An 18,422-nucleotide genomic window follows, 5' to 3' on the forward strand; every position below is an offset into this window, starting at 1 on the left:
ATTGAGTGTGAAATAACGTAATTGTGGGATTTAACATCTCCTCCGAAGATAGAGCCTCAGCTTCCCAGTCCCGCTGGGCCCGTTTTCAAGGAGTTTTCAATGCACGCATATTTCGACAAGCTTGACGCCGTTCGCTACGAAGGTGCTAACAGCACTAACCCGCTGGCATTCCGTCATTACAATCCTGAAGAAGTCATCCTCGGCAAAACGATGGCTGAGCATCTGCGTTTCGCAGCCTGCTACTGGCACACATTCTGCTGGAACGGCAATGATATGTTCGGCGTGGGCGCATTTGATCGTCCGTGGCAACAACCCGGCGATGCGCTGGAGCTGGCGAAACGTAAAGCAGAGGTGGCATTCGAGTTCTTCCAGAAACTCAATGTGCCTTACTACTGCTTCCACGATGTTGACGTCTCGCCGGAAGGCGCGACGATTAAAGAATACATCAATAATTTTGCCGTAATGACCGATGTTCTGGCGCAAAAACAGGAAGCCAGCGGCGTTAAACTGCTGTGGGGCACCGCGAACTGCTTTACCAATCCACGTTACGGCGCGGGTGCAGCAACCAATCCAAATCCTGAAATCTATACCTGGGCAGCGACGCAGGTTGTTCATGCGATGAACGCCACTAAACAGCTCGGCGGTGAAAACTATGTGTTGTGGGGTGGCCGCGAAGGTTATGAAACGCTGCTCAATACCGACCTGCGTCAGGAGCGTGAACAACTGGGTCGCTTCATGCAGATGGTGGTTGAGCACAAACACAAAATTGGTTTCCAGGGCACCCTGCTGATTGAGCCAAAACCGCAGGAGCCGACCAAGCATCAGTATGATTATGACGTGGCGTCCGTTTACGGGTTCCTTAAACAGTTTGGTCTGGAAAAAGAGATCAAAGTAAATATCGAGGCGAACCACGCGACGCTGGCTGGTCACTCTTTCCATCATGAAATTGCCAACGCCATTGCCCTTGGGATCTTCGGTTCCGTCGATGCGAACCGCGGTGACCCGCAGTGTGGCTGGGACACTGACCAGTTCCCGAACAGCGTGGAAGAAAACGCGCTGGTGATGTATGAAATCATCAAAGCCGGCGGTTTCACCACCGGCGGTCTGAACTTCGACTCTAAGGTGCGTCGTCAGAGCACCGACAAATATGATCTGTTCTACGGCCATATTGGTGGCATGGATACCATGGCGCTGGCGTTGAAAGTGGCGGCCCGTATGATTGAAAGCCGTGAGCTGGATAAACACGTTGCACAGCGTTACGCCGGCTGGAATACAGAACTGGGTCAGCAGATCCTGCAAGGCAAAATGTCTCTGGAATCCCTGAGCAACTATGCGCAACAAAACGCGCTGGCACCTCAGCACCAGAGCGGCCAGCAAGAACGTCTGGAGAATCTGGTTAACCGTTATCTCTTTGGTTAATCTTGTAAAATAAGCTCACGCCCTGCCCGCTTTGTGCGGAATCGCAGGGCGTAAATCGTTCTGGAAACGGGTTAACAGATAAGGGAAAAATATGTATCTCGGAATAGATCTCGGCACGTCTGGCGTCAAAGCCATTTTGCTCAGCGAAGAAGGTCGGGTGGTCGCCAGCCACAGTGAGGCGTTAACCCTTTCCCGTCCCCATCCTTTGTGGTCTGAGCAAAATCCGGCCGACTGGTGGACAGCAACAGACCGCGCGGTGTCTGCGTTATCTAAGCAACATGCCCTGCAAAGCGTAAAAGCGGTCGGCCTGACGGGTCAGATGCATGGCGCCACGGTTCTTGATGCAAAGCATCAGGTTCTGCGCCCGGCAATTTTATGGAACGATGGCCGCAGTTTCAGCCAGTGCGGGAAACTGGAAGCGGATCTCCCGGACTCCCGCCAGATAACCGGCAACCTGATGATGCCCGGCTTTACGGCACCAAAACTCCTCTGGCTGCGCGAAAACGAACCTGACTTGTTCGCGAAAATAGACAAAGTATTGCTGCCCAAAGATTATCTTCGCTGGCTGATGACCGGCGTTTTTGCTTCCGATATGTCTGACGCCGCAGGCACGATGTGGCTCGACGTGGCGAAACGCGACTGGAGTGACAAAATGCTCAGCGCAACCGGCCTGACGCGTAAACACATGCCGGAGCTTTTCGAAGGCAATCAGATTACCGGTCAGTTACTGCCAGAACTCGCCTCCCGCTGGGGAATGGATTGTGTGCCAGTCATCGCCGGTGGCGGTGATAATGCTGCTGGAGCGGTAGGTGTCGGGTTATACAAGACGGGTCAGGCGATGCTTTCTCTTGGCACGTCCGGCGTGTATTTCGCGGTCAGCGACGGATTTCTGAGTAATCCGCAACAGGCGGTACACAGTTTCTGTCACGCGCTGCCGGACACCTGGCATCTGATGTCGGTTATGCTCAGTGCCGCATCCTGTCTGGACTGGGCCGCGAATCTGACCGGCACCGCCTCAGTGGGTGAACTGATCACTCTGGCTCAGAAAACTCAACCCGCCGACTCTCCTGTCTGGTTCCTGCCGTATCTCTCCGGTGAACGCACGCCGCACAATAATCCGAATGCCAAAGGAACGTTGTTTGGCCTGACACATCAGCACGGCCCTGCTGATATTGCCCGCGCGGTACTTGAAGGTGTGGGATTCGCCCTGGCAGACGGAATGGACGTTTTGCACGCAACCGGTCTGAAACCGCACAGCATCACGCTGATTGGTGGCGGTGCCCGGAGCCCTTACTGGCGGCAAATGCTGGCGGATATCAGCGGTAAGACGCTGGAATACCGCACCGGCGGCGATGTCGGTCCGGCATTGGGCGCAGCGCGTCTGGCGCAAATTGCGATGAATGCGGGTAAACCGCTGGAACAGTTCCTGCCGGAGCTGGCACTTGAGCAAGTGCATGAACCAGACAGTGTTAAGCACACGGCATATGCGGAGCGGAGGAAAGTGTTCAGGGAGTTATATGTGAGGCTTGAAGGGTTGATGTAATTGGCCATTACAAGGGAGATTTAATCAACATTAGATCGAGAAGGTTTCGGTTTCTCAAGTGCAGCGGTCACCTGACGCACAGTGCCGAAACCGACCAGAGGGGAAAGGCTTTTCCCCTCTGAACTCCCCTCGCTTTTTCAAACACGTGATCCGCGCGCTGGCTATGTTTCAGATACCGCAGTGACAAGCTGGAAATCTTGCCGCGTTGCGGTGCCTTCTCTCGGTCCTGGAGCCTCTGGTCTCCAGGCCGCTCCGCTCAGCAAGATTTCTGAATCGCCCGCGCGATCTTAAAGTCAAAACCAATCCGCTTTTCATATCAAAATCAGTAAGGTTGCGAAGTAGAAGCCTGAGGCCGGTTCCAAAATACCGCCGGAGGGAGAGGTGGAAAACCGCGTGTCTTTTACGCGGGTTGTAACCCGAACGAAGGGAACCGCGCAGCGGCGGGGTTTTGCGGCTATCACTGCGGCTGATGAAACATAGTCAGCGAGCGAAGCGCGCAGTGAAAGAGCCCGGGGGGTCTTGGGGGGTGGCGGCGATAGGCCGCCCCCCAAGTCGGTGTGGGCCGACGCCCACGACCTTGACCTTGACCTTAAGGCCAGTTTGGGTGGCAACCCAAGGTTTTGTCGGTGTGGGCCGACGCCCACGGTTTTGAAGTTGCAGTTGCAGTTGCGGTTAGAAATTACAGGTCAAGGGTAAATCCCCTTGAAAGTTGTCTTCTTCCTCGGCTCCGACATAATCCCCTCAAGCGCTTCAACGCATTTCAGATAATGGGGGGTTTTCTTGTGCGCCAGCACAGCATCATTATCCTGATAGGCTTCGTAGATAAAGAATCGCGTCGGTACATTTTCGTCCTGCAACACATCAAACCTCAGGTTACCCGGTTCTTTCACCGCACCTGAATGATTGGCGTGAAACACTTCCAGAAACTCATCCACCTTTTCCGGCTGAACATTAATTTCGACCAGTGTCACTTCCATGATTCACCCCTTTTCGCTCAGGAACAGTTCGTATGCGTGCGCCACGCTGGCGTTTTCATGCACCACCGCTTTCACAGCTTTCAGCATGGCGATTGGCGATTCTGACTGGAAAATGTTACGCCCCATATCCACACCGGATGCGCCCTGGTCTATAGCGTTGAAACACATTTCCAGCGCCTCGCGTTCCGGCAGCTTTTTACCGCCTGCAATCACGATCGGCACCGGACAGCCCGCCGCGACGCGTTCGAAACCTTCATCGACGTAATAGGTTTTAATAATGTTCGCGCCCATTTCAGCCGCAATACGGGTTGCCAGCGAGAAGTAACGCTGATCACGCGCCATGTCTTTGCCGACGCCGGTCACCGCCATGGTCGGCATGCCGTAGCGCATCCCCTGATCGACTAACTGAATGATATTTTTAATCGACTGATGCTCATATTCACTGCCGATATACACCTGCGCCGCCATCGCCGCGACGTTCAGGCGCAGCGCGTCCTCTATCGCTACGGCTACGGTTTCATTGGAAAGCTCAGTCAGAATCGAGTTACCGCCGGAAGCGCGCATTACCACTGGCTTATTGACCGCCGCCGGAACCACACTGCGCAGCACGCCACGGGTACACATCAGTACATCGGTATGCGCAAACAGCGGTGCAATATTGATATCGATACGCTCAAGGCCGGTCGTCGGGCCCTGAAAATAGCCGTGGTCGAACGCCAGCATCACTGTACGCCCGGACTCCGGATTGAAAATACGCGCCAGCCGCGACTGCATTCCCCAGTCCAGCTGACCGCTGCCTTTGAGGAAAAACGCATGATTGTCCTGCGGCGTGCCGATGCCGAAGTTCTTGCCGTCTCTGATATCGTCCAGATCTGCCATGTTCATTTCTCCTTAATCGTCAGAAGTCGTATTTGCCGATGTTGTCTTTAGTGAAGACCACGCGTTCCGGCAGTAACACGATGCCGTTGCCTTTGGCCTCATACTGGTAGCCCTGCACGCTGTTCGGCACGACTTCTACCGATCCGACGTTTGGCACATCCAGTTTGTCACCTACATTGAGTTCGCCTTTTTTCAGTAACTGATCGGCGACGTAAACCGAAATCTTGCCCTGACTGACCACGTCCCACAGGCCGAACTGTTTCACCGTCCCACGTTCAACATACGGACGCATGACGTTTGGCGTACTAAAGCCGACGATGGTCACGTTGGTGCGTTTGAGGTTTTCCGCCGCCTGTGCGGCTGCCGGTAATGCATTGGCGTCTGGTGCAATAATCGCGTCGAGATCACCGTATGATTTCAAAATCCCTTCGGCGGTTTGCAGCGATTTGGTGGCATCGTTATAGCCGTATTGCGTGGTCACGATTTCCCAGCCCGGATGCTCTTTGGCAATTTTGGCTTTCGCCTCTTTTACCCACTGGTTCTGGTCGGTCACCGTCGGGCTGGAGTAGAAAAATGCCACTTTGGCTTTTTCTTTCTTTACCTGGCTGGACGTCATGTCCACCAGCATCGAGCCGAGCTGTTGCGGAGTGCCCTGATTGATGTAAATCGAGCGACATTCTGGTTTGGTGTCAGAATCCCAGGTCAGCACTTTCACGCCGCGTTGCATGGCGCGTTTAAGTGCCGGACACAGGCCATCCGGTGATACCGCCGCGACCACAATCGCGTTGTATCCCTGATTGACGAAGTTGTTGATCATTTGTACCTGACCGGAAACGCTCGGTTCGGTCGGGCCGTCATACGTGACGTCCACACCCAGTTCTTTCCCCGCCGCCGTCGCGCCATTGCCGCCGCTGGTGAAATAGCCGACGCCCACGAGTTTTGGGATAAAGGCGATACGTTCTGCCGCCTGCGCACTCACGCAGGCGAGGCTTACGGCACTGGCAATCAGTAAGGTTTTCATTGTGTTGGCTTTCATCATTAACCCCGGCTTATTTAGAAGACGTCAAGGAAGGAGAAGGCGCAGACCAGCGCTGGCGATAACGCTGGAAAACACTGCGGATAAGACCACGGTTGAGGCTGGCGGAACGACCGATGACCACCAGGATCAATAGCGCGCCGGACAGCGCACTGGAAACCTGACTGGAGACGCCGACCATCTGCAAGCCCTGCTGGAGATACCCGATCAGCAGCGTCGCCAGCGCCGTGCCGAGAATGGAACCTGAACCGCCGTAGATATTGGCGCCGCCAAGCACGACCGCCGTGATAGCAGGCATCAGCAAAGCGTTGCCGAGATCAGAACGGGCAGAGCCGAAATAGGATGTCATCAGGATGGCGGCGACCGCGGAGGCCAGGCCGGTCATCCCGTAAAGGGCAAACACCGTGCGGCTGACAGGCAATGCGCCATAGCGCGCCACGCGGGCATTCTGTCCGATGAGGAAGACATTGCGACCGGTGCGACTGCGGTGCATCAGCAACCAGAAAAACAGCGTCGCCAGCAGGAAGATCACCAGCGGCATCGGCAGACCCAGCACCACCTGATTAGCAAAGTTGGTGAACGCATCAGGGAAATTACCGATACCCTCGAAACCCGTCGCGCCCGCCAGCCCGGAAAGCAGTAAGGCACTGCCGCCGAACAGATAAAGCGTGCCAAGCGTGATGACCAGCGGGTTAACGCCGGTATAAAGGATCAGAGCCGCATTCAGCAAACCACAGGCCGCGCCAAGCGCCAGCGTCATGATGATCGCCAGTGCCAGCGGCACACCAGCCTGACAAAGTACGCCGAGCGCGATGGCGCACAGGCCGATGGTCGAACCGAAGGAAATGTCGATGCCGCCGCTGACAATCACCAGGGTCAGCGGCAATGCCACAATTCCGATGGTGATGAAATCGCTGGTGCTGAACAGCAGCGTATTTGCATCCAGCATGCGCGGATTGGCGAAACCGAACAGTAAGATTTCGATGACCAGTAACGCCAGCAGCGCGATTTCCCAGCCATATTGTTGGAGTTTATTCATCACATCACCCCGCTCTTTTTGCCGGTACTTAACCGGCGGCTGGTATTTTTTGATGGCTGAGATTTACGTTCAGCAGTTTTCTTCTGAAGCGGCGGACTGGCCGTCAGGAAGCGTGAATACTTCTGACGCCGCAGGTTTTTCTCCAGCGCCTGCCGCAATCTGCCGTCGAATACCAGCACCGCCAGCAGCACCAGTCCGGCGATAAAATCGTTCCACCAGGCAGGAAGACGCAACAGCACCAGCACGCTGTCGATTTGTGTCAGGAAATACGCGCCGAGCACCGCGCCGAGTATAGATCCGGTGCCGCCGAGCAGGCTGATACCACCCAGTACGCAGGCGGCAATGGCTTTCATTTCCAGTCCGCTTCCGGTCTGGTTAGGCACAAAACCGATTTGCGAGGCGAAGACAATACCGGCGATGGCCGCCATCATGCCGTTGATGCCGAACGCCAGAATGCGTACGCGGTTCACAGCGACACCCAGTTGCCGCGCACCTTGTAAGTTATCGCCCACCGCGTAAAAACTGCGGCCAAATACGGTACGGCTGAGCATCCAGAACATCGCCACCAGTAAAACCATCACCAGCCAGCCCAGCGATGAAACGCTGAGAAACACCGGTTCGGATAACGATTTCAGTCCGGCAGGTAAGCCTTCAATCCATTTGCCGCCGGTCATCAGCAACATCAGCCCGCGGTATAAACCCAGCGTGCCTAAAGTGGCGACAATCGCCGGAATGCGCAGCCAGGCCACCAGCACGCCGTTGAATAATCCCGCCAGCAAACCGGTGCCGAGAGTTACCACACAGGCCAGCGGCAGGTTCATGCCGCCGTTGAGCAAAACCCCCAGCGTCACGGCGCAGAGGCCGGTAATGGAACCGACCGACACGTCGATATTGCGGGTCAGCATCACCACCGTCGCGCCCATCGCCAGCAACATCAAAATTTGCGCGCTGCCGAAAATCATGCTCAGCGTCTGAAAGCTGAACGACTGCCTGTCCATTGCGCCGAGTAAGGCAAACAAGGCGATGATCGCCATCAGCGCGGTCAGTTCACGGTTGTTTTGTATCCGCTTCAGCATGAGGATCCTCCGGTGGCGGGGGTTTTGGCGTGATTACCAAACGCGATGTGCATAATGTTGCTGACGTTGATGTCGCTGCCCTGCAACTCGCCACTCATTTCGCCCTGATGCATGACAAAGACCCGGTCGGCCAGCCCTTCAATTTCATCCAGATCAGAAGAAATCAGGATCACCGCCACGTTCTGTTCAACGACATTGCGCAGCAGCTGATAAATATCCGCCCGCGCAGAAACATCGACTCCGCGCGTTGGTTCATCGACGATCAGCACCGCAGGCTGGGCTTCCAGACATTTCGCAATCAGCAATTTCTGCTGATTGCCGCCGGAAAGTGTGCGGGCAGTTTGCGACCCGTCGCGATATTTGATACCCAGCGCACGGTGATAACGCTCCAGCACTGCCGCCTCACGTTTGATATTCAGCCACCAGCTCTGACGGTTGAAGGTGAGCGATGTGGTGTTCCAGCTCAATGGCGCATCCAGATAAAGGCCGGACGCCTGCCGGTCTTCCGGCAAATACACCAGCCCTTTTCTAAGACGTTGTAAGGTGCTAAACCCGCTGATGTCCTGTTGCAACAAAAGCACCTGACCGCTTTGTGCATCCCGCAGGCCATACAGGGTTTCGGCCAGTTCGGTGCGCCCAGCGCCGACAACGCCTGCCAGCCCGACGATTTCCCCGGCGCGGGCGCTGAATGAAATATTGATAAACCCTTCACCGGTCAGATTTTGCACCTGCAAGACCGGCTGGTTTCCCGACGAATTACGCCGTGATCCCGGTAAATCCAGCCACAGCTTTTGTTCTGCGGGCAGCGCCGCGGCCTGCGTTTGCGGTGTGATAGCCGCAATCAGCGCATCGTTATCCAGCTCAGAAAGCGCGCCGCTGAGCGCAATTTTACCGTCGCGCATCACGCTCACCCGGTCGGCAATGGCGCGTATTTCCGGCAATTTGTGCGAGATGAACACCACGCCGACGCCCTGCGCCGTCAGGTGTCTAACCTGCGTAAACAGGCGGGCGGATTCCGCGGGAGTCAGCGAAGCCGTCGGTTCATCAAGGATCAGCAAACGCGCATCACGCATCAGCCCGCGCAGAATTTCCACCAGTTGCTGATCCGCCACTTCCAGCGTTCCGGCCAGGGAACCGAGCGGCAGATTGCAGCCCAGTTCAGTCAGCGACTGTTGCAGTTTTTTCTCGCTGGCCTGGTGTGCGGGAAGACGGAAAAGAATGTTTTCGCGCACGCTGAGGCTCGGAAACAGCATCGGTTCCTGCGGCACCAGATAGATACCTGCCTGATGTGCTTTGGCGGGTGTCAGCGCCACCAGCGGCGCGCCGCCAAGTCGCATTTCGCCCCGGTCGGCAATCTCGACACCGGCGATGATTTTCATCAGCGTCGATTTTCCCGCGCCATTCCCGCCCAGCAGTGCATGTACCTCACCGCGTTGCAGGCTGAAATCGATATCTTTCAGCACCGCAACACCGGAAAAGCTTTTACTGACACCGCTGACCTGCAACAGCAGGTCCGGGGATGGTGCGTCTGCTGATGAGTTTTCGCTGGACTGCATACGCTGGCCTCAGGTGAGATACACCAATTGAACAAATGTATTTATTGTTTAACAATGTTCATAAAGCTAGTCTGTGATGCCGCGGAAAACTTTTGCGCTGATCACAGTTTGTTCAACTCATATACTCTGCGTTATGATTCAGGCATTAATCATTTGAAATTTGCCAAACACATCACAGTTAACAACATTTCGTTAACGAACAATTGATCTACATTTTGATAAGTGTTCACTATGAATGACAAAACAACGCTTTCCGATTTGACTAACCATCCGGAATTCAGCATGGGTGAAGAGGAACTGCTGGCGCGCACCGCGTGGTTCTATTACCACGACGGCCTGACCCAGAATGAGATTGGTGAACGGCTCGGGCTGACGCGGCTTAAAGTGTCGCGCCTGCTGGAAAAAGGCCGGCAATCCGGGGTGATCCGCGTACAAATCAACTCGCGTTTTGAGGGCTGTTTGTCGCTGGAAAACACGCTGCTTGAGCGCTTTGGTTTGCAGCAGGTTCGTGTGTTGCCCCAGCTTGCCGACGGTTCGCTGAGCGCACGACTGGGCGTCGGCGCGGCGCATATGCTGATGACGATGTTAAAACCAGAGCAATTGCTGGCCGTGGGATTTGGCGAAACCGCCATGAGCACCTTGCAGCATCTGAGCGGGTTTATCGCCTCTCAGCAGATCCGTATGGTGACGCTTTCCGGCGGAGTCGGTCCGTATATGACCGGCATCGGGCAGCTTGATGCAGCCTGTGGCGTTAGCATTATTCCCGCGCCGTTGCGGGCATCATCAGCCAGCGTGGCGACTATTTTCCGTCAGGAACGTAACGTTCACGATGTGATGCTGGCGGCCTGCGCTGCGGATATCGCCGTCGTCGGCATCGGTTCGCTGAACCAGAAACAGGAGGCGACCATTTTGCGCTCCGGTTATATCAGCGAAGGCGAACAGCTTTTATTTGGCCGTAAAGGTGCAGTAGGCGACATTCTCGGGTTCTTTATGCAGCGCAATGGGGAGCTGGCGGAAAACATGGCGATCCACGACGAACTGATTGCCGTCGCACCGGACGAACTGGCCAGCATTCCGACCGTATTAGGCGTGGCGGGCGGAGTCGAGAAGGCCGAAGCAATTGTCGCCGCACTGAAAGGCAAACGAATTAACGCACTGGTGACTGAAGAGAGCACAGCAAGAGCCATGCTGGCGCTGCTCGGCTGACCCGCAGGGAGTGAGGGGCGTGGCGGTCAGGTAACCGGTGCCCGATAAACTGGCACGAGAGAACATCACGATGACCCCTACCCTGAGTTCTGACGACGATCGTAGCTATCTGATGGCGCTGGATGCCGGTACCGGCAGCATCCGGGCGGTAATTTTCAATCTTGAAGGTGAGCAGATTGCCGCCGGACAAGCTGAGTGGATCCATCTGGCCGTGCCGGATGTTCCCGGGTCGATGGAGTTTGATCTGCAAAAAAACTGGCAGCTGGCCTGCCAGTGTATTCGCCAGGCACTGCATGAGGCGCATCTTCCTGCTTCCGCTATCCGTGCCGTTGCCGCCTGTTCTATGCGCGAGGGCATCGTGCTGTACGACAAATCCGGCGAGCCTGTCTGGGCGTGTGCCAACGTCGATGCCCGCGCCAGCCGTGAAGTCTCCGAATTAAAAGAAATCCATGATTTCGAATTTGAACGCGAAGTCTATGAATGCTCCGGCCAGACGCTGGCACTGAGCGCAATGCCGCGTCTGCTGTGGCTGGCGCATCACCGGCCTGACATTTACCGGCAGGCAGCCACCATCACGATGATCAGCGACTGGCTGGCGTATATGCTCAGCGGCGAGCTGGCAGTAGACCCGTCCAACGCCGGCACCACCGGTATGCTGGATTTAGCTACCCGCAACTGGCGGCCTGAGCTGCTGGATATGGCGGGGCTTCGCGCCGATATGCTTTCGCCGGTGGCAGAAACCGGTACCCGCCTCGGCTATGTGACGTCCCGCGCCGCGGATGCCTGCGGCCTGAAAGCCGGTACGCCGGTCGGCATGGGCGGTGGCGATGCGCAACTTGGCACACTCGGCCTCGGGCTGGTGCGTCCCGGTCAGACGGCGGTTCTCGGTGGTACATTCTGGCAGCAAATCGTCAATCTGCCGCAAGCGGTCACCGATCCGGAGATGAATATCCGCGTCAATCCGCACGTCATTCCCGGCATGGCGCAGGCTGAATCCATCAGTTTCTTCACCGGCCTGACCATGCGCTGGTTCCGCGATGCTTTTTGTACGGAAGAAAAAACCATGGCGCATCGTCTTGGCGTGGATGCCTACAGTTTGCTGGAAGACATGGCGGCGCGGGTACCCGTCGGTGCCTGGGGCGTGACGCCAGTATTCTCGGATGCGATGCATTTCAAGAACTGGTATCACGCCGCCCCGTCGTTCATCAATCTTTCCATCGATCCTGAAAAGTGCAACAAACCGGTGCTGTTCCGAGCATTGGAAGAGAACGCTGCCATCGTCTCAGCCTGCAATCTGGATATGATCGCCGCATTCTCCGGCGTACGCGCCAAATCGCTGGTGTTCTCCGGCGGCGGTTCGAAGGGCAAATTATGGTGTCAGATTTTAAGTGATGTGACCGGCGTGCCGGTGAATGTGCCGGTGGTGAAAGAAGCCACCGCGCTGGGTTGTGCGATTGCAGCGGGTGTCGCGGCAGGCGTGTATTCATCGCTCGCCGACACCGGTGAAGCGCTGGTGCGCTGGGAACGGGAATATCAGCCGGATGTGGCGAATCACGCAAAATATCTGGTGCAGAAAGCCAACTGGCAGGAAGTGTATGCGGATCAGCTTGGGCTGGTGGACAGGCAGCTGACGACGTCGATGTGGAAAGCACCAGGATTGTGAGGGTTAGCCACCCAAACTGGCTGCCTGAGGTCAAGGTCGTGGGCTCGCCGCCCACACTAGCTTTAAGGTCAACACCTTGGGCTGCCACCCAAACTGGCCTTAAGAGGCGCCTATCGCCGCGCCTCTTAAGAATCTCCGGCTCTTTCACTACGCGCTATCGCTAGATACTATGTTTCAGTTACTACAGTGACAGGCTGGAAAGCTTGCCGCTACGCGGTCCCTTCTCCCGGTGTTCGAGCTCTACGTCTCGAACCCGCTCCGTTCAGCAAGTTTTCTGAATCGCCCGCACGATCTTAAAATCAACGGCAGATTGTCTTTTATCATTTAAAAGAGTTTATTGGCGTGCTCAAAATTCAGCTGAACGGAGCGGCTTCGAGACCATTGGCTCGAAGACCGAGAGAAGGCAGTGCGAAGCACCTGGATTTGCGCCACCTACTAATTCACCAGAACATGTCCGTTGTGCCTGCGATAGCGCGCAGTTAAGAGACGTGGGAGATCCAAGAGGGGCCCGTCATGACCCCTCTTGGTCGGTTTCGGCGCGAAAAGCCGCATGATAACCGGTGCTAAAAAACCGAAACTATCACAGTCCATAACTAAGAGGCCATAACGCCCAGTTATTTGACACTTGCCATCGGCGGATCCATCGCCACTTTGCCTTTCACTGCTTTGTTTTTCACTCTTCTTGACCACATCGCTGTCAAGATCGGCACCAGTATTGAGGTGACGATAACCGAGGTGGCGACCAGCGCCGTGGCGGCCGGGGCGATAGGTTTGAACTGCGGTACCATTTCGGCAATCAGTACCGGCGTCGCTACGGCAGCACCCGCGGAACTGGACGCGGCGATACCTGCGGTGCCATCACCGCCGCCGATAAATTTGTCGGCGAGGATCAGCGGGATACCGGTAATCACAATGACTGACACACCCAGCAATATGCCTAACAGACCGGTTTGTGCAATGACGCTCAGGTTGATGGTGTTACCGAGGGCGAAAGCGAAGAACGGGATCAGCGTTTGTACCGCTTTGCTGAAGAATTCACGCAGTTCAGGATCCAGATTGCCTAAGCCAAAACCGACCAGGAATGGCAGCACCGCGCCAACGAAAACATGAGGTTCAAAGGACGCAATCCCAGCTGTGCCCAGGATGACCATCGTCATCAGCGGGCCGGACTCCAGAGACATCAGGACGAAAGCCCCCGCCTCTTCTTTGGTGCCGTATTGCTGCATTACTGAGGCATACAGGCCGCCGTTGGTCATGTCCATTGCGGCGACCAGCGCCAGTACCGAAAGCCCGGCGAAGAAACCAAACTCCACGCCATTTTCCGGCATAAACCGTGATGCTATCGCCGCCACAACCCAGGCGACCGCGATTTTCGTGACCACCAGCGTGCCTGACTTACGCAACACGGTTCCGGTTGCGCTCAGTTTGATCGAGGCTCCCATGCAGAAGAACCACACCGCCAGAATCGGTACGGTGCCGGTCATCAGTCCGTTAGTGAAAGAGCCAAAATATTTGCCCGAATCAGGCGCGAAGGTATGGCACAACGCACCAAGAAAGAGAGGCACTAACATCATTCCGCCAGGAATTTTTTCTATCGCTCGTTTAATGTGCATATTTTTTCACCTGATTAGAAGTAACGGACCACTGAATGCCGCTACGTTATCCATTTATCAGGTGTATAAAAGTGACTCGCCTCATAAATTGAAACGATGTTTCTATTTTTTAGATCGGTAGTTTTATTAATTTATTCCGTCAATATTTAATTTCGGAGCGCAATCACATTTTCAGATTTTTATTATTCAGAAGGTGTCTGTCAGAAAACAAAAAACCCGCAGCAGTCGCCTGTGCGGGTTCGGTATGGCGGGAATGAAAATCAACTGATTGACGTTGTTCCGAAAGCCTGGCGCCAGTCGGCATCAAATTTTTCGACGGCCGCCTGCACTGCCGGTGTATCGAGCAGTTGCTCAGCAACATCGACCGGCAGAGTGATTGACTGACAACCGGCCAGCAGACAATCCATCGCCTGGCGGGGCGTTCTGAAACTGGCCGCCAGCACTTTTGCATGTGGCGCATGAAGATTCAGCAGGGTCTGCAACTCCTTCACTACCGCAATACCATCACCGCCCTGCGCGTCCAGACGGTTGACGTAAGGCGCGACATATTCAGCCCCTGCCAGGGCCGATAATAACCCCTGGCCCGCCCCGTAAACGGCGGTGCCGAGGGTCGGGATATTCATCCCTTTCAGTTTTTTAATCGCGGCCAGACCTTCACGGGTTACGGGGACTTTTACCACTAAACCAGATACGCGCTGCGTCAGTAACAACGCTTCGGCCACCATCTGTTCAGCATCAGACGCCATCACCTGCGCGAATAATTTGCCATTACCGCCCAGCGCATCCCGCAACGCAGGCAACACTTCCCACAGCGATTTACCTTCTTTCGCCACAATGCTGGGATTTGTCGTCACCCCCTGCAACGGCAATATGCGTGAAAGACGTTTGACCGCAGCCACATCAGCAGTATCGAGATACAACTCCATAACCCTCTCCTTAAACATGTGAGCAAATGCAAAGTTCAGTGAGTGTACGCCTGCAAGCAGAAGATTTGTTGATCATCATCAAAATCACTTTCGAATGAAAGCATGTAAATTACGTAAGAAGAAAAAAACACAAAGGAGTGTCGAGATGATTTTCAATGTGCAGCGTTATTCCACACATGATGGCCCCGGGATCCGCACAGTCGTTTTCCTTAAAGGCTGTTCGCTGGGATGCACCTGGTGTCAGAATCCGGAAAGTCGCTCCGCCAGCCACGATATTTTGTTCGATACCCGCCTGTGCAGCACTGGCTGTGACTATTGCGCGCAGGTCTTCCCACATGCAGTCAGTGTTGAGGATGGCAGGATCCGCGTCCGGCAGGAAAATTTTACTGCGGCAGATTTATGTCAAATAGAACAAACCTGCCCTTCCGGCGCGCTGAGCGTGTGCGGAAGTGAGGCAGATGTCGATGAACTGATGCAGCAAATTTTGCGTGATAAACCTTTTTATCAGCGTACGGGTGGCGGCATCACGCTTTCCGGTGGCGAACCTTTTATGCAGCCGCAGATGGCACAAACGTTACTGCAACGCTGCAAACACGAAGGTTTGCACACCGCGGTGGAAAGCTGTCTGCATGTGCCGTGGAAATACATTGAACCCTCACTCGGTGCGCTCGATCTGATGCTGGCCGATTTAAAACATGTCGGGGATGAACCCTTCAGACGCCTGACCGGCGGCTCGGTAAAACGCGTGATGGATAATTTTCGCCGTCTGGCCGCTGCCGGACAACGGCTTATCGTACGCGTTCCGCTAATTCCCGATTTCAATGCTGACCGTGCGTCCGTCCGGCAGATTGTGGATTTTGCCGCTGAAGAAACCGGCTGCGAAGCCATTCACTTTTTGCCGTATCACACACTTGGCATCAATAAATACGCCCTGCTCGGGCAACCATATCTGGCTCCGCGCCAGCCGTTAAATGACCCTGACCTGCTGACGTTTGCCGAAGAATACGCCGCACAAAAAGGGCTATGTTCACAGTTAAGAGGATAAGAATAATGACCCAGCTGAATCTGAATACCCTTTCCGCCCGGATCCGCTCACACAAAGATGCGCTGATCCATATAGTAAAACCGCCGGTCTGTACTGAACGCGCGCAGCATTACACGCAGATTTATCAGCAACATGCCGACAAGCCGCTGGCGGTGCGTCGCGCCCTGGCGCTGGCTGAACATTTGCGCCAGCGAACTATCTGGATCAAGCATGATGAACTGATCGTCGGGAACCAGGCCAGTGAAGTCCGTGCCGCGCCGATTTTCCCGGAATATACCGTCGGCTGGATCGAAAGTGAAATCGATGCGCTGGCGGACCGGCCGGGCGCGGGTTTTGCCGTCAGTGAAGCCAACAAAAAAGTTCTGCATGAAATCTGCCCGTGGTGGCGTGGTCAGACGGTTCAGGACCGTTGCTACGGGATGTTTACCGACGAACAGAAAGCGCTGCTCGAAAGCGGGATCGTGAAAGCTGAAGGGAATATGACGTCAGGAGACGCGCATCTGGCGGTGAATTTCCCGCTGCTGCTGGAACTCGGGCTTGACGGTTTATGTCATAAAGTGGACGAACGTCGCAGCCGCATTCAGCTGACAGACTGGGAAGATCTGCATAAAGAACAGCTGCTGAAGGCCATTGATATCACCCTGACTGCCGTCAGCCATCATATTATGCGCTTCGCTGAGCTGGCGCGTGAAATGGCAATTTCTGAAACCCGCGAAAACCGCCGTGCGGAATTACTGACCATGGCAGCGAATTGCGAAGTGATTGCCCACCGGCCACCCGAGAATTTCTGGCAGGCGTTGCAGTTATGCTATTTCATTCAGCTGATTCTGCAGATTGAATCCAACGGACATTCCGTTTCGTTCGGGCGTATGGATCAGTATCTGTATCCATTCTACCGCCGTGATGTGGAACTGGAACAAACGCTGGAACGCGGCCAGGCGATTGAGCTGCTGCAAAGCTGCTGGCTGAAACTGCTTGAAGTAAACAAAATTCGCTCCGGCACGCACTCAAAAGCGTCGGCAGGCAGCCCGCTTTATCAGAACGTCACCATCGGCGGCCAGACGTTGCATCACGGCGTGGCGGCGGATGCGGTCAATCCACTGTCTTACGCGGTGCTGGAATCCTGCGGACAACTGCGTTCTACCCAGCCGAACCTCAGTGTGCGTTATCACGCCGGTATGAGTAATGATTTCCTTGATGCCTGCGTACAGGTGATCCGCTGCGGCTTTGGGATGCCTGCGTTCAACAACGATGAAATCGTCATACCTGAATTCATTAAGCTGGGCGTCGAAAAGCAAGATGCTTATGATTATGCAGCCATTGGTTGTATCGAAACCGCGGTCGGCGGCAAATGGGGATACCGCTGCACCGGCATGAGTTTCATCAACTTTGCTCGTGTCATGCTGGCGGCGCTGGAACAAGGCAAAGACGCGAAAAGCCATACTCGCTTCCTGGCTCAGGAACGCGGTCTGTCGCAGGGTAATTTCGATAACTTCGAACAGGTCTTTGCACAGTGGGATGAACAGATCCGTTATTACACCCGCAAATCAATCGAGATTGAATGCGTGGTCGATACGGTGCTGGAAGAAAACGCGCAGGATATTTTATGTTCCGCACTGGTCGATGACTGCATTGAACGCGGCAAAACCATCAAGCAAGGCGGCGCGAAATATGACTGGGTTTCCGGTTTGCAGGTCGGTATCGCCAATCTGGGTAACAGTCTGGCGGCGGTGAAAAAGCTGGTCTTCGAACAGGGAACTATCGGTCAGCAGGAACTGGCTGAAGCGCTGGCTTCCGATTATGAAGGGCTGGATGGCGAGCGTCTTCGTCAACGCCTGATTAACGGCGCAGAGAAATATGGCAACGATCATGACGGCGTAGATAATCTGCTGGTACGCGCTTATCAGTGTTATATCGACGAACTGTCGAATTATCACAATACCCGCTTCGGACGCGGCCCGATTGGCGGCACGTATTATGCGGGCACATCGTCAATTTCCGCCAATGTGCCTTTCGGGGCAGCCACCACAGCAACGCCGGATGGTCGCAAAGCCTTTACCCCGCTGGCCGAAGGCGCAAGTCCGGCATCGGGTACCGATCATCTTGGTCCGACCGCCGTATTTAACTCGCTGGGTAAATTGCCGACCGAAGCAATTCTTGGTGGTGTATTGCTGAACCAGAAGCTCAATCCGGCATCACTGGAAAACGAAAATGACCGCCAGACGTTAATGCTGATGCTGCGGACTTTCTTCGAGGAACATCACGGCTGGCATGTTCAGTACAATATTGTTTCCCGCGAGACGTTACTGAAAGCCCGTGAAGAGCCGCAGAACTATCGTGACCTTGTGGTTCGCGTGGCCGGATATTCCGCGTTCTTTACGGCCTTATCGCCGGAGGCTCAGGATGATATTATCGCCCGTACTGAACACTCACTTTAATGTTCT

Annotated in this window: 14 protein-coding genes; 6 read left to right on the plus strand and 8 right to left on the minus strand. The window is 55.1% G+C overall.

All coding sequences use genetic code 11. The features are described from left to right. Nucleotides 1–99: 99 nt before the first annotated feature. Both xylA and xylB read left to right on the plus strand, forming a co-directional pair. The gene (gene xylA / locus CKQ54_RS16110; protein ID WP_120161445.1) at nt 100–1,419 is read left to right on the plus strand and encodes a xylose isomerase; all 1,320 of its coding nucleotides are present in this window, start codon (nt 100–102) and stop codon (nt 1,417–1,419) included. A gap of 91 nt (nt 1,420–1,510) precedes the next feature. After that, complete coding sequence (gene xylB, locus CKQ54_RS16115) at nt 1,511–2,962, plus strand: xylulokinase (protein ID WP_120161443.1); 1,452 nt, start codon at nt 1,511–1,513, stop codon at nt 2,960–2,962. Between the two features lie 686 nt (nt 2,963–3,648). On the opposite strand, the gene lsrG is transcribed toward xylB, so the two are convergent. The 6 genes from lsrG to lsrA are packed head-to-tail and all read right to left on the minus strand — an operon-like array spanning nt 3,649 to nt 9,525. Further along, nucleotides 3,649–3,939 carry a (4S)-4-hydroxy-5-phosphonooxypentane-2,3-dione isomerase gene (gene lsrG / locus CKQ54_RS16120; protein ID WP_112288394.1) on the minus strand — a complete coding sequence of 97 codons (291 nt, stop codon included), beginning with the start codon at nt 3,937–3,939 and terminating at the stop codon, nt 3,649–3,651. A gap of 3 nt (nt 3,940–3,942) precedes the next feature. Beyond that, the gene (gene lsrF, locus CKQ54_RS16125; RefSeq protein ID WP_120161441.1) at nt 3,943–4,818 is read right to left on the minus strand and encodes a 3-hydroxy-5-phosphonooxypentane-2,4-dione thiolase; all 876 of its coding nucleotides are present in this window, start codon (nt 4,816–4,818) and stop codon (nt 3,943–3,945) included. 19 nt (nt 4,819–4,837) lie between these two features. Continuing rightward, a complete protein-coding gene (gene lsrB, locus CKQ54_RS16130) occupies nt 4,838–5,839 on the minus strand; it encodes an autoinducer 2 ABC transporter substrate-binding protein LsrB (protein ID WP_369964279.1) in 1,002 nt (333 codons plus the stop codon). 28 nt (nt 5,840–5,867) lie between these two features. Beyond that, nucleotides 5,868–6,893, minus strand: a complete 1,026-nt coding sequence (gene lsrD / locus CKQ54_RS16135; RefSeq protein WP_120161439.1) for an autoinducer 2 ABC transporter permease LsrD — start codon at nt 6,891–6,893, stop codon at nt 5,868–5,870. Next, nucleotides 6,893–7,969, minus strand: coding sequence for an autoinducer 2 ABC transporter permease LsrC (gene lsrC / locus CKQ54_RS16140; protein WP_120161438.1), 1,077 nt, complete (start codon nt 7,967–7,969; stop codon nt 6,893–6,895). The genes lsrD and lsrC overlap by 1 nt, the downstream gene beginning before the upstream one ends. Next, nucleotides 7,963–9,525, minus strand: a complete 1,563-nt coding sequence (gene lsrA / locus CKQ54_RS16145; RefSeq protein ID WP_120161436.1) for an autoinducer 2 ABC transporter ATP-binding protein LsrA — start codon at nt 9,523–9,525, stop codon at nt 7,963–7,965. Before lsrA ends, lsrC begins: the two co-directional genes overlap by 7 nt. Nucleotides 9,526–9,756: 231 nt before the next feature. Between lsrA and lsrR the strand changes: the two genes are divergently transcribed. Beyond that, a complete protein-coding gene (gene lsrR, locus CKQ54_RS16150) occupies nt 9,757–10,731 on the plus strand; it encodes a transcriptional regulator LsrR (RefSeq protein ID WP_112288400.1) in 975 nt (324 codons plus the stop codon). A 70-nt stretch (nt 10,732–10,801) separates the two neighbouring features. Continuing rightward, on the plus strand, nt 10,802–12,394 hold the full coding sequence (gene lsrK / locus CKQ54_RS16155; RefSeq protein WP_167459644.1) for an autoinducer-2 kinase: 1,593 nt from the start codon (nt 10,802–10,804) through the stop codon (nt 12,392–12,394). 614 nt (nt 12,395–13,008) lie between these two features. On the opposite strand, the gene kdgT is transcribed toward lsrK, so the two are convergent. Then, nucleotides 13,009–14,007, minus strand: a complete 999-nt coding sequence (kdgT, locus tag CKQ54_RS16160; protein WP_120161434.1) for a 2-keto-3-deoxygluconate transporter — start codon at nt 14,005–14,007, stop codon at nt 13,009–13,011. Between the two features lie 260 nt (nt 14,008–14,267). After that, nucleotides 14,268–14,933, minus strand: a complete 666-nt coding sequence (gene fsa / locus CKQ54_RS16165) for a fructose-6-phosphate aldolase (RefSeq protein WP_120161432.1) — start codon at nt 14,931–14,933, stop codon at nt 14,268–14,270. A gap of 145 nt (nt 14,934–15,078) precedes the next feature. Here fsa and CKQ54_RS16170 point away from each other — a divergent pair, with 145 nt between their 5' ends. Continuing rightward, nucleotides 15,079–15,978, plus strand: a complete 900-nt coding sequence (locus CKQ54_RS16170; RefSeq protein ID WP_120161430.1) for a glycyl-radical enzyme activating protein — start codon at nt 15,079–15,081, stop codon at nt 15,976–15,978. Between the two features lie 5 nt (nt 15,979–15,983). Beyond that, nucleotides 15,984–18,416: a formate C-acetyltransferase/glycerol dehydratase family glycyl radical enzyme gene (locus tag CKQ54_RS16175; protein WP_120161428.1), complete on the plus strand. Its 2,433-nt coding sequence runs from the start codon at nt 15,984–15,986 to the stop codon at nt 18,414–18,416. Nucleotides 18,417–18,422 lie beyond the last annotated feature (6 nt).

Origin of the sequence: Rahnella variigena, assembly GCF_003610915.1 — a bacterium.
Classification (GTDB): Bacteria; Pseudomonadota; Gammaproteobacteria; order Enterobacterales; family Enterobacteriaceae; genus Rahnella; species Rahnella variigena.

Excerpts from the sequence above, each read along its gene's own strand:
- xylA (WP_120161445.1), top strand. The coding sequence starts at position 100 with ATGCACGCATATTTCGACAAGCTTGACGCCGTTCGCTACGAAGGTGCT.
- xylB (WP_120161443.1), top strand. The coding sequence starts at position 1,511 with ATGTATCTCGGAATAGATCTCGGCACGTCTGGCGTCAAAGCCATTTTG.
- lsrG (WP_112288394.1), bottom strand. The coding sequence starts at position 3,939 with ATGGAAGTGACACTGGTCGAAATTAATGTTCAGCCGGAAAAGGTGGAT.
- lsrF (WP_120161441.1), bottom strand. The coding sequence starts at position 4,818 with ATGGCAGATCTGGACGATATCAGAGACGGCAAGAACTTCGGCATCGGC.
- lsrB (WP_369964279.1), bottom strand. The coding sequence starts at position 5,839 with ATGAAAACCTTACTGATTGCCAGTGCCGTAAGCCTCGCCTGCGTGAGT.
- lsrD (WP_120161439.1), bottom strand. The coding sequence starts at position 6,893 with ATGAATAAACTCCAACAATATGGCTGGGAAATCGCGCTGCTGGCGTTA.
- lsrC (WP_120161438.1), bottom strand. The coding sequence starts at position 7,969 with ATGCTGAAGCGGATACAAAACAACCGTGAACTGACCGCGCTGATGGCG.
- lsrA (WP_120161436.1), bottom strand. The coding sequence starts at position 9,525 with ATGCAGTCCAGCGAAAACTCATCAGCAGACGCACCATCCCCGGACCTG.
- lsrR (WP_112288400.1), top strand. The coding sequence starts at position 9,757 with ATGAATGACAAAACAACGCTTTCCGATTTGACTAACCATCCGGAATTC.
- lsrK (WP_167459644.1), top strand. The coding sequence starts at position 10,802 with ATGACCCCTACCCTGAGTTCTGACGACGATCGTAGCTATCTGATGGCG.
- kdgT (WP_120161434.1), bottom strand. The coding sequence starts at position 14,007 with ATGCACATTAAACGAGCGATAGAAAAAATTCCTGGCGGAATGATGTTA.
- fsa (WP_120161432.1), bottom strand. The coding sequence starts at position 14,933 with ATGGAGTTGTATCTCGATACTGCTGATGTGGCTGCGGTCAAACGTCTT.
- CKQ54_RS16170 (WP_120161430.1), top strand. The coding sequence starts at position 15,079 with ATGATTTTCAATGTGCAGCGTTATTCCACACATGATGGCCCCGGGATC.
- CKQ54_RS16175 (WP_120161428.1), top strand. The coding sequence starts at position 15,984 with ATGACCCAGCTGAATCTGAATACCCTTTCCGCCCGGATCCGCTCACAC.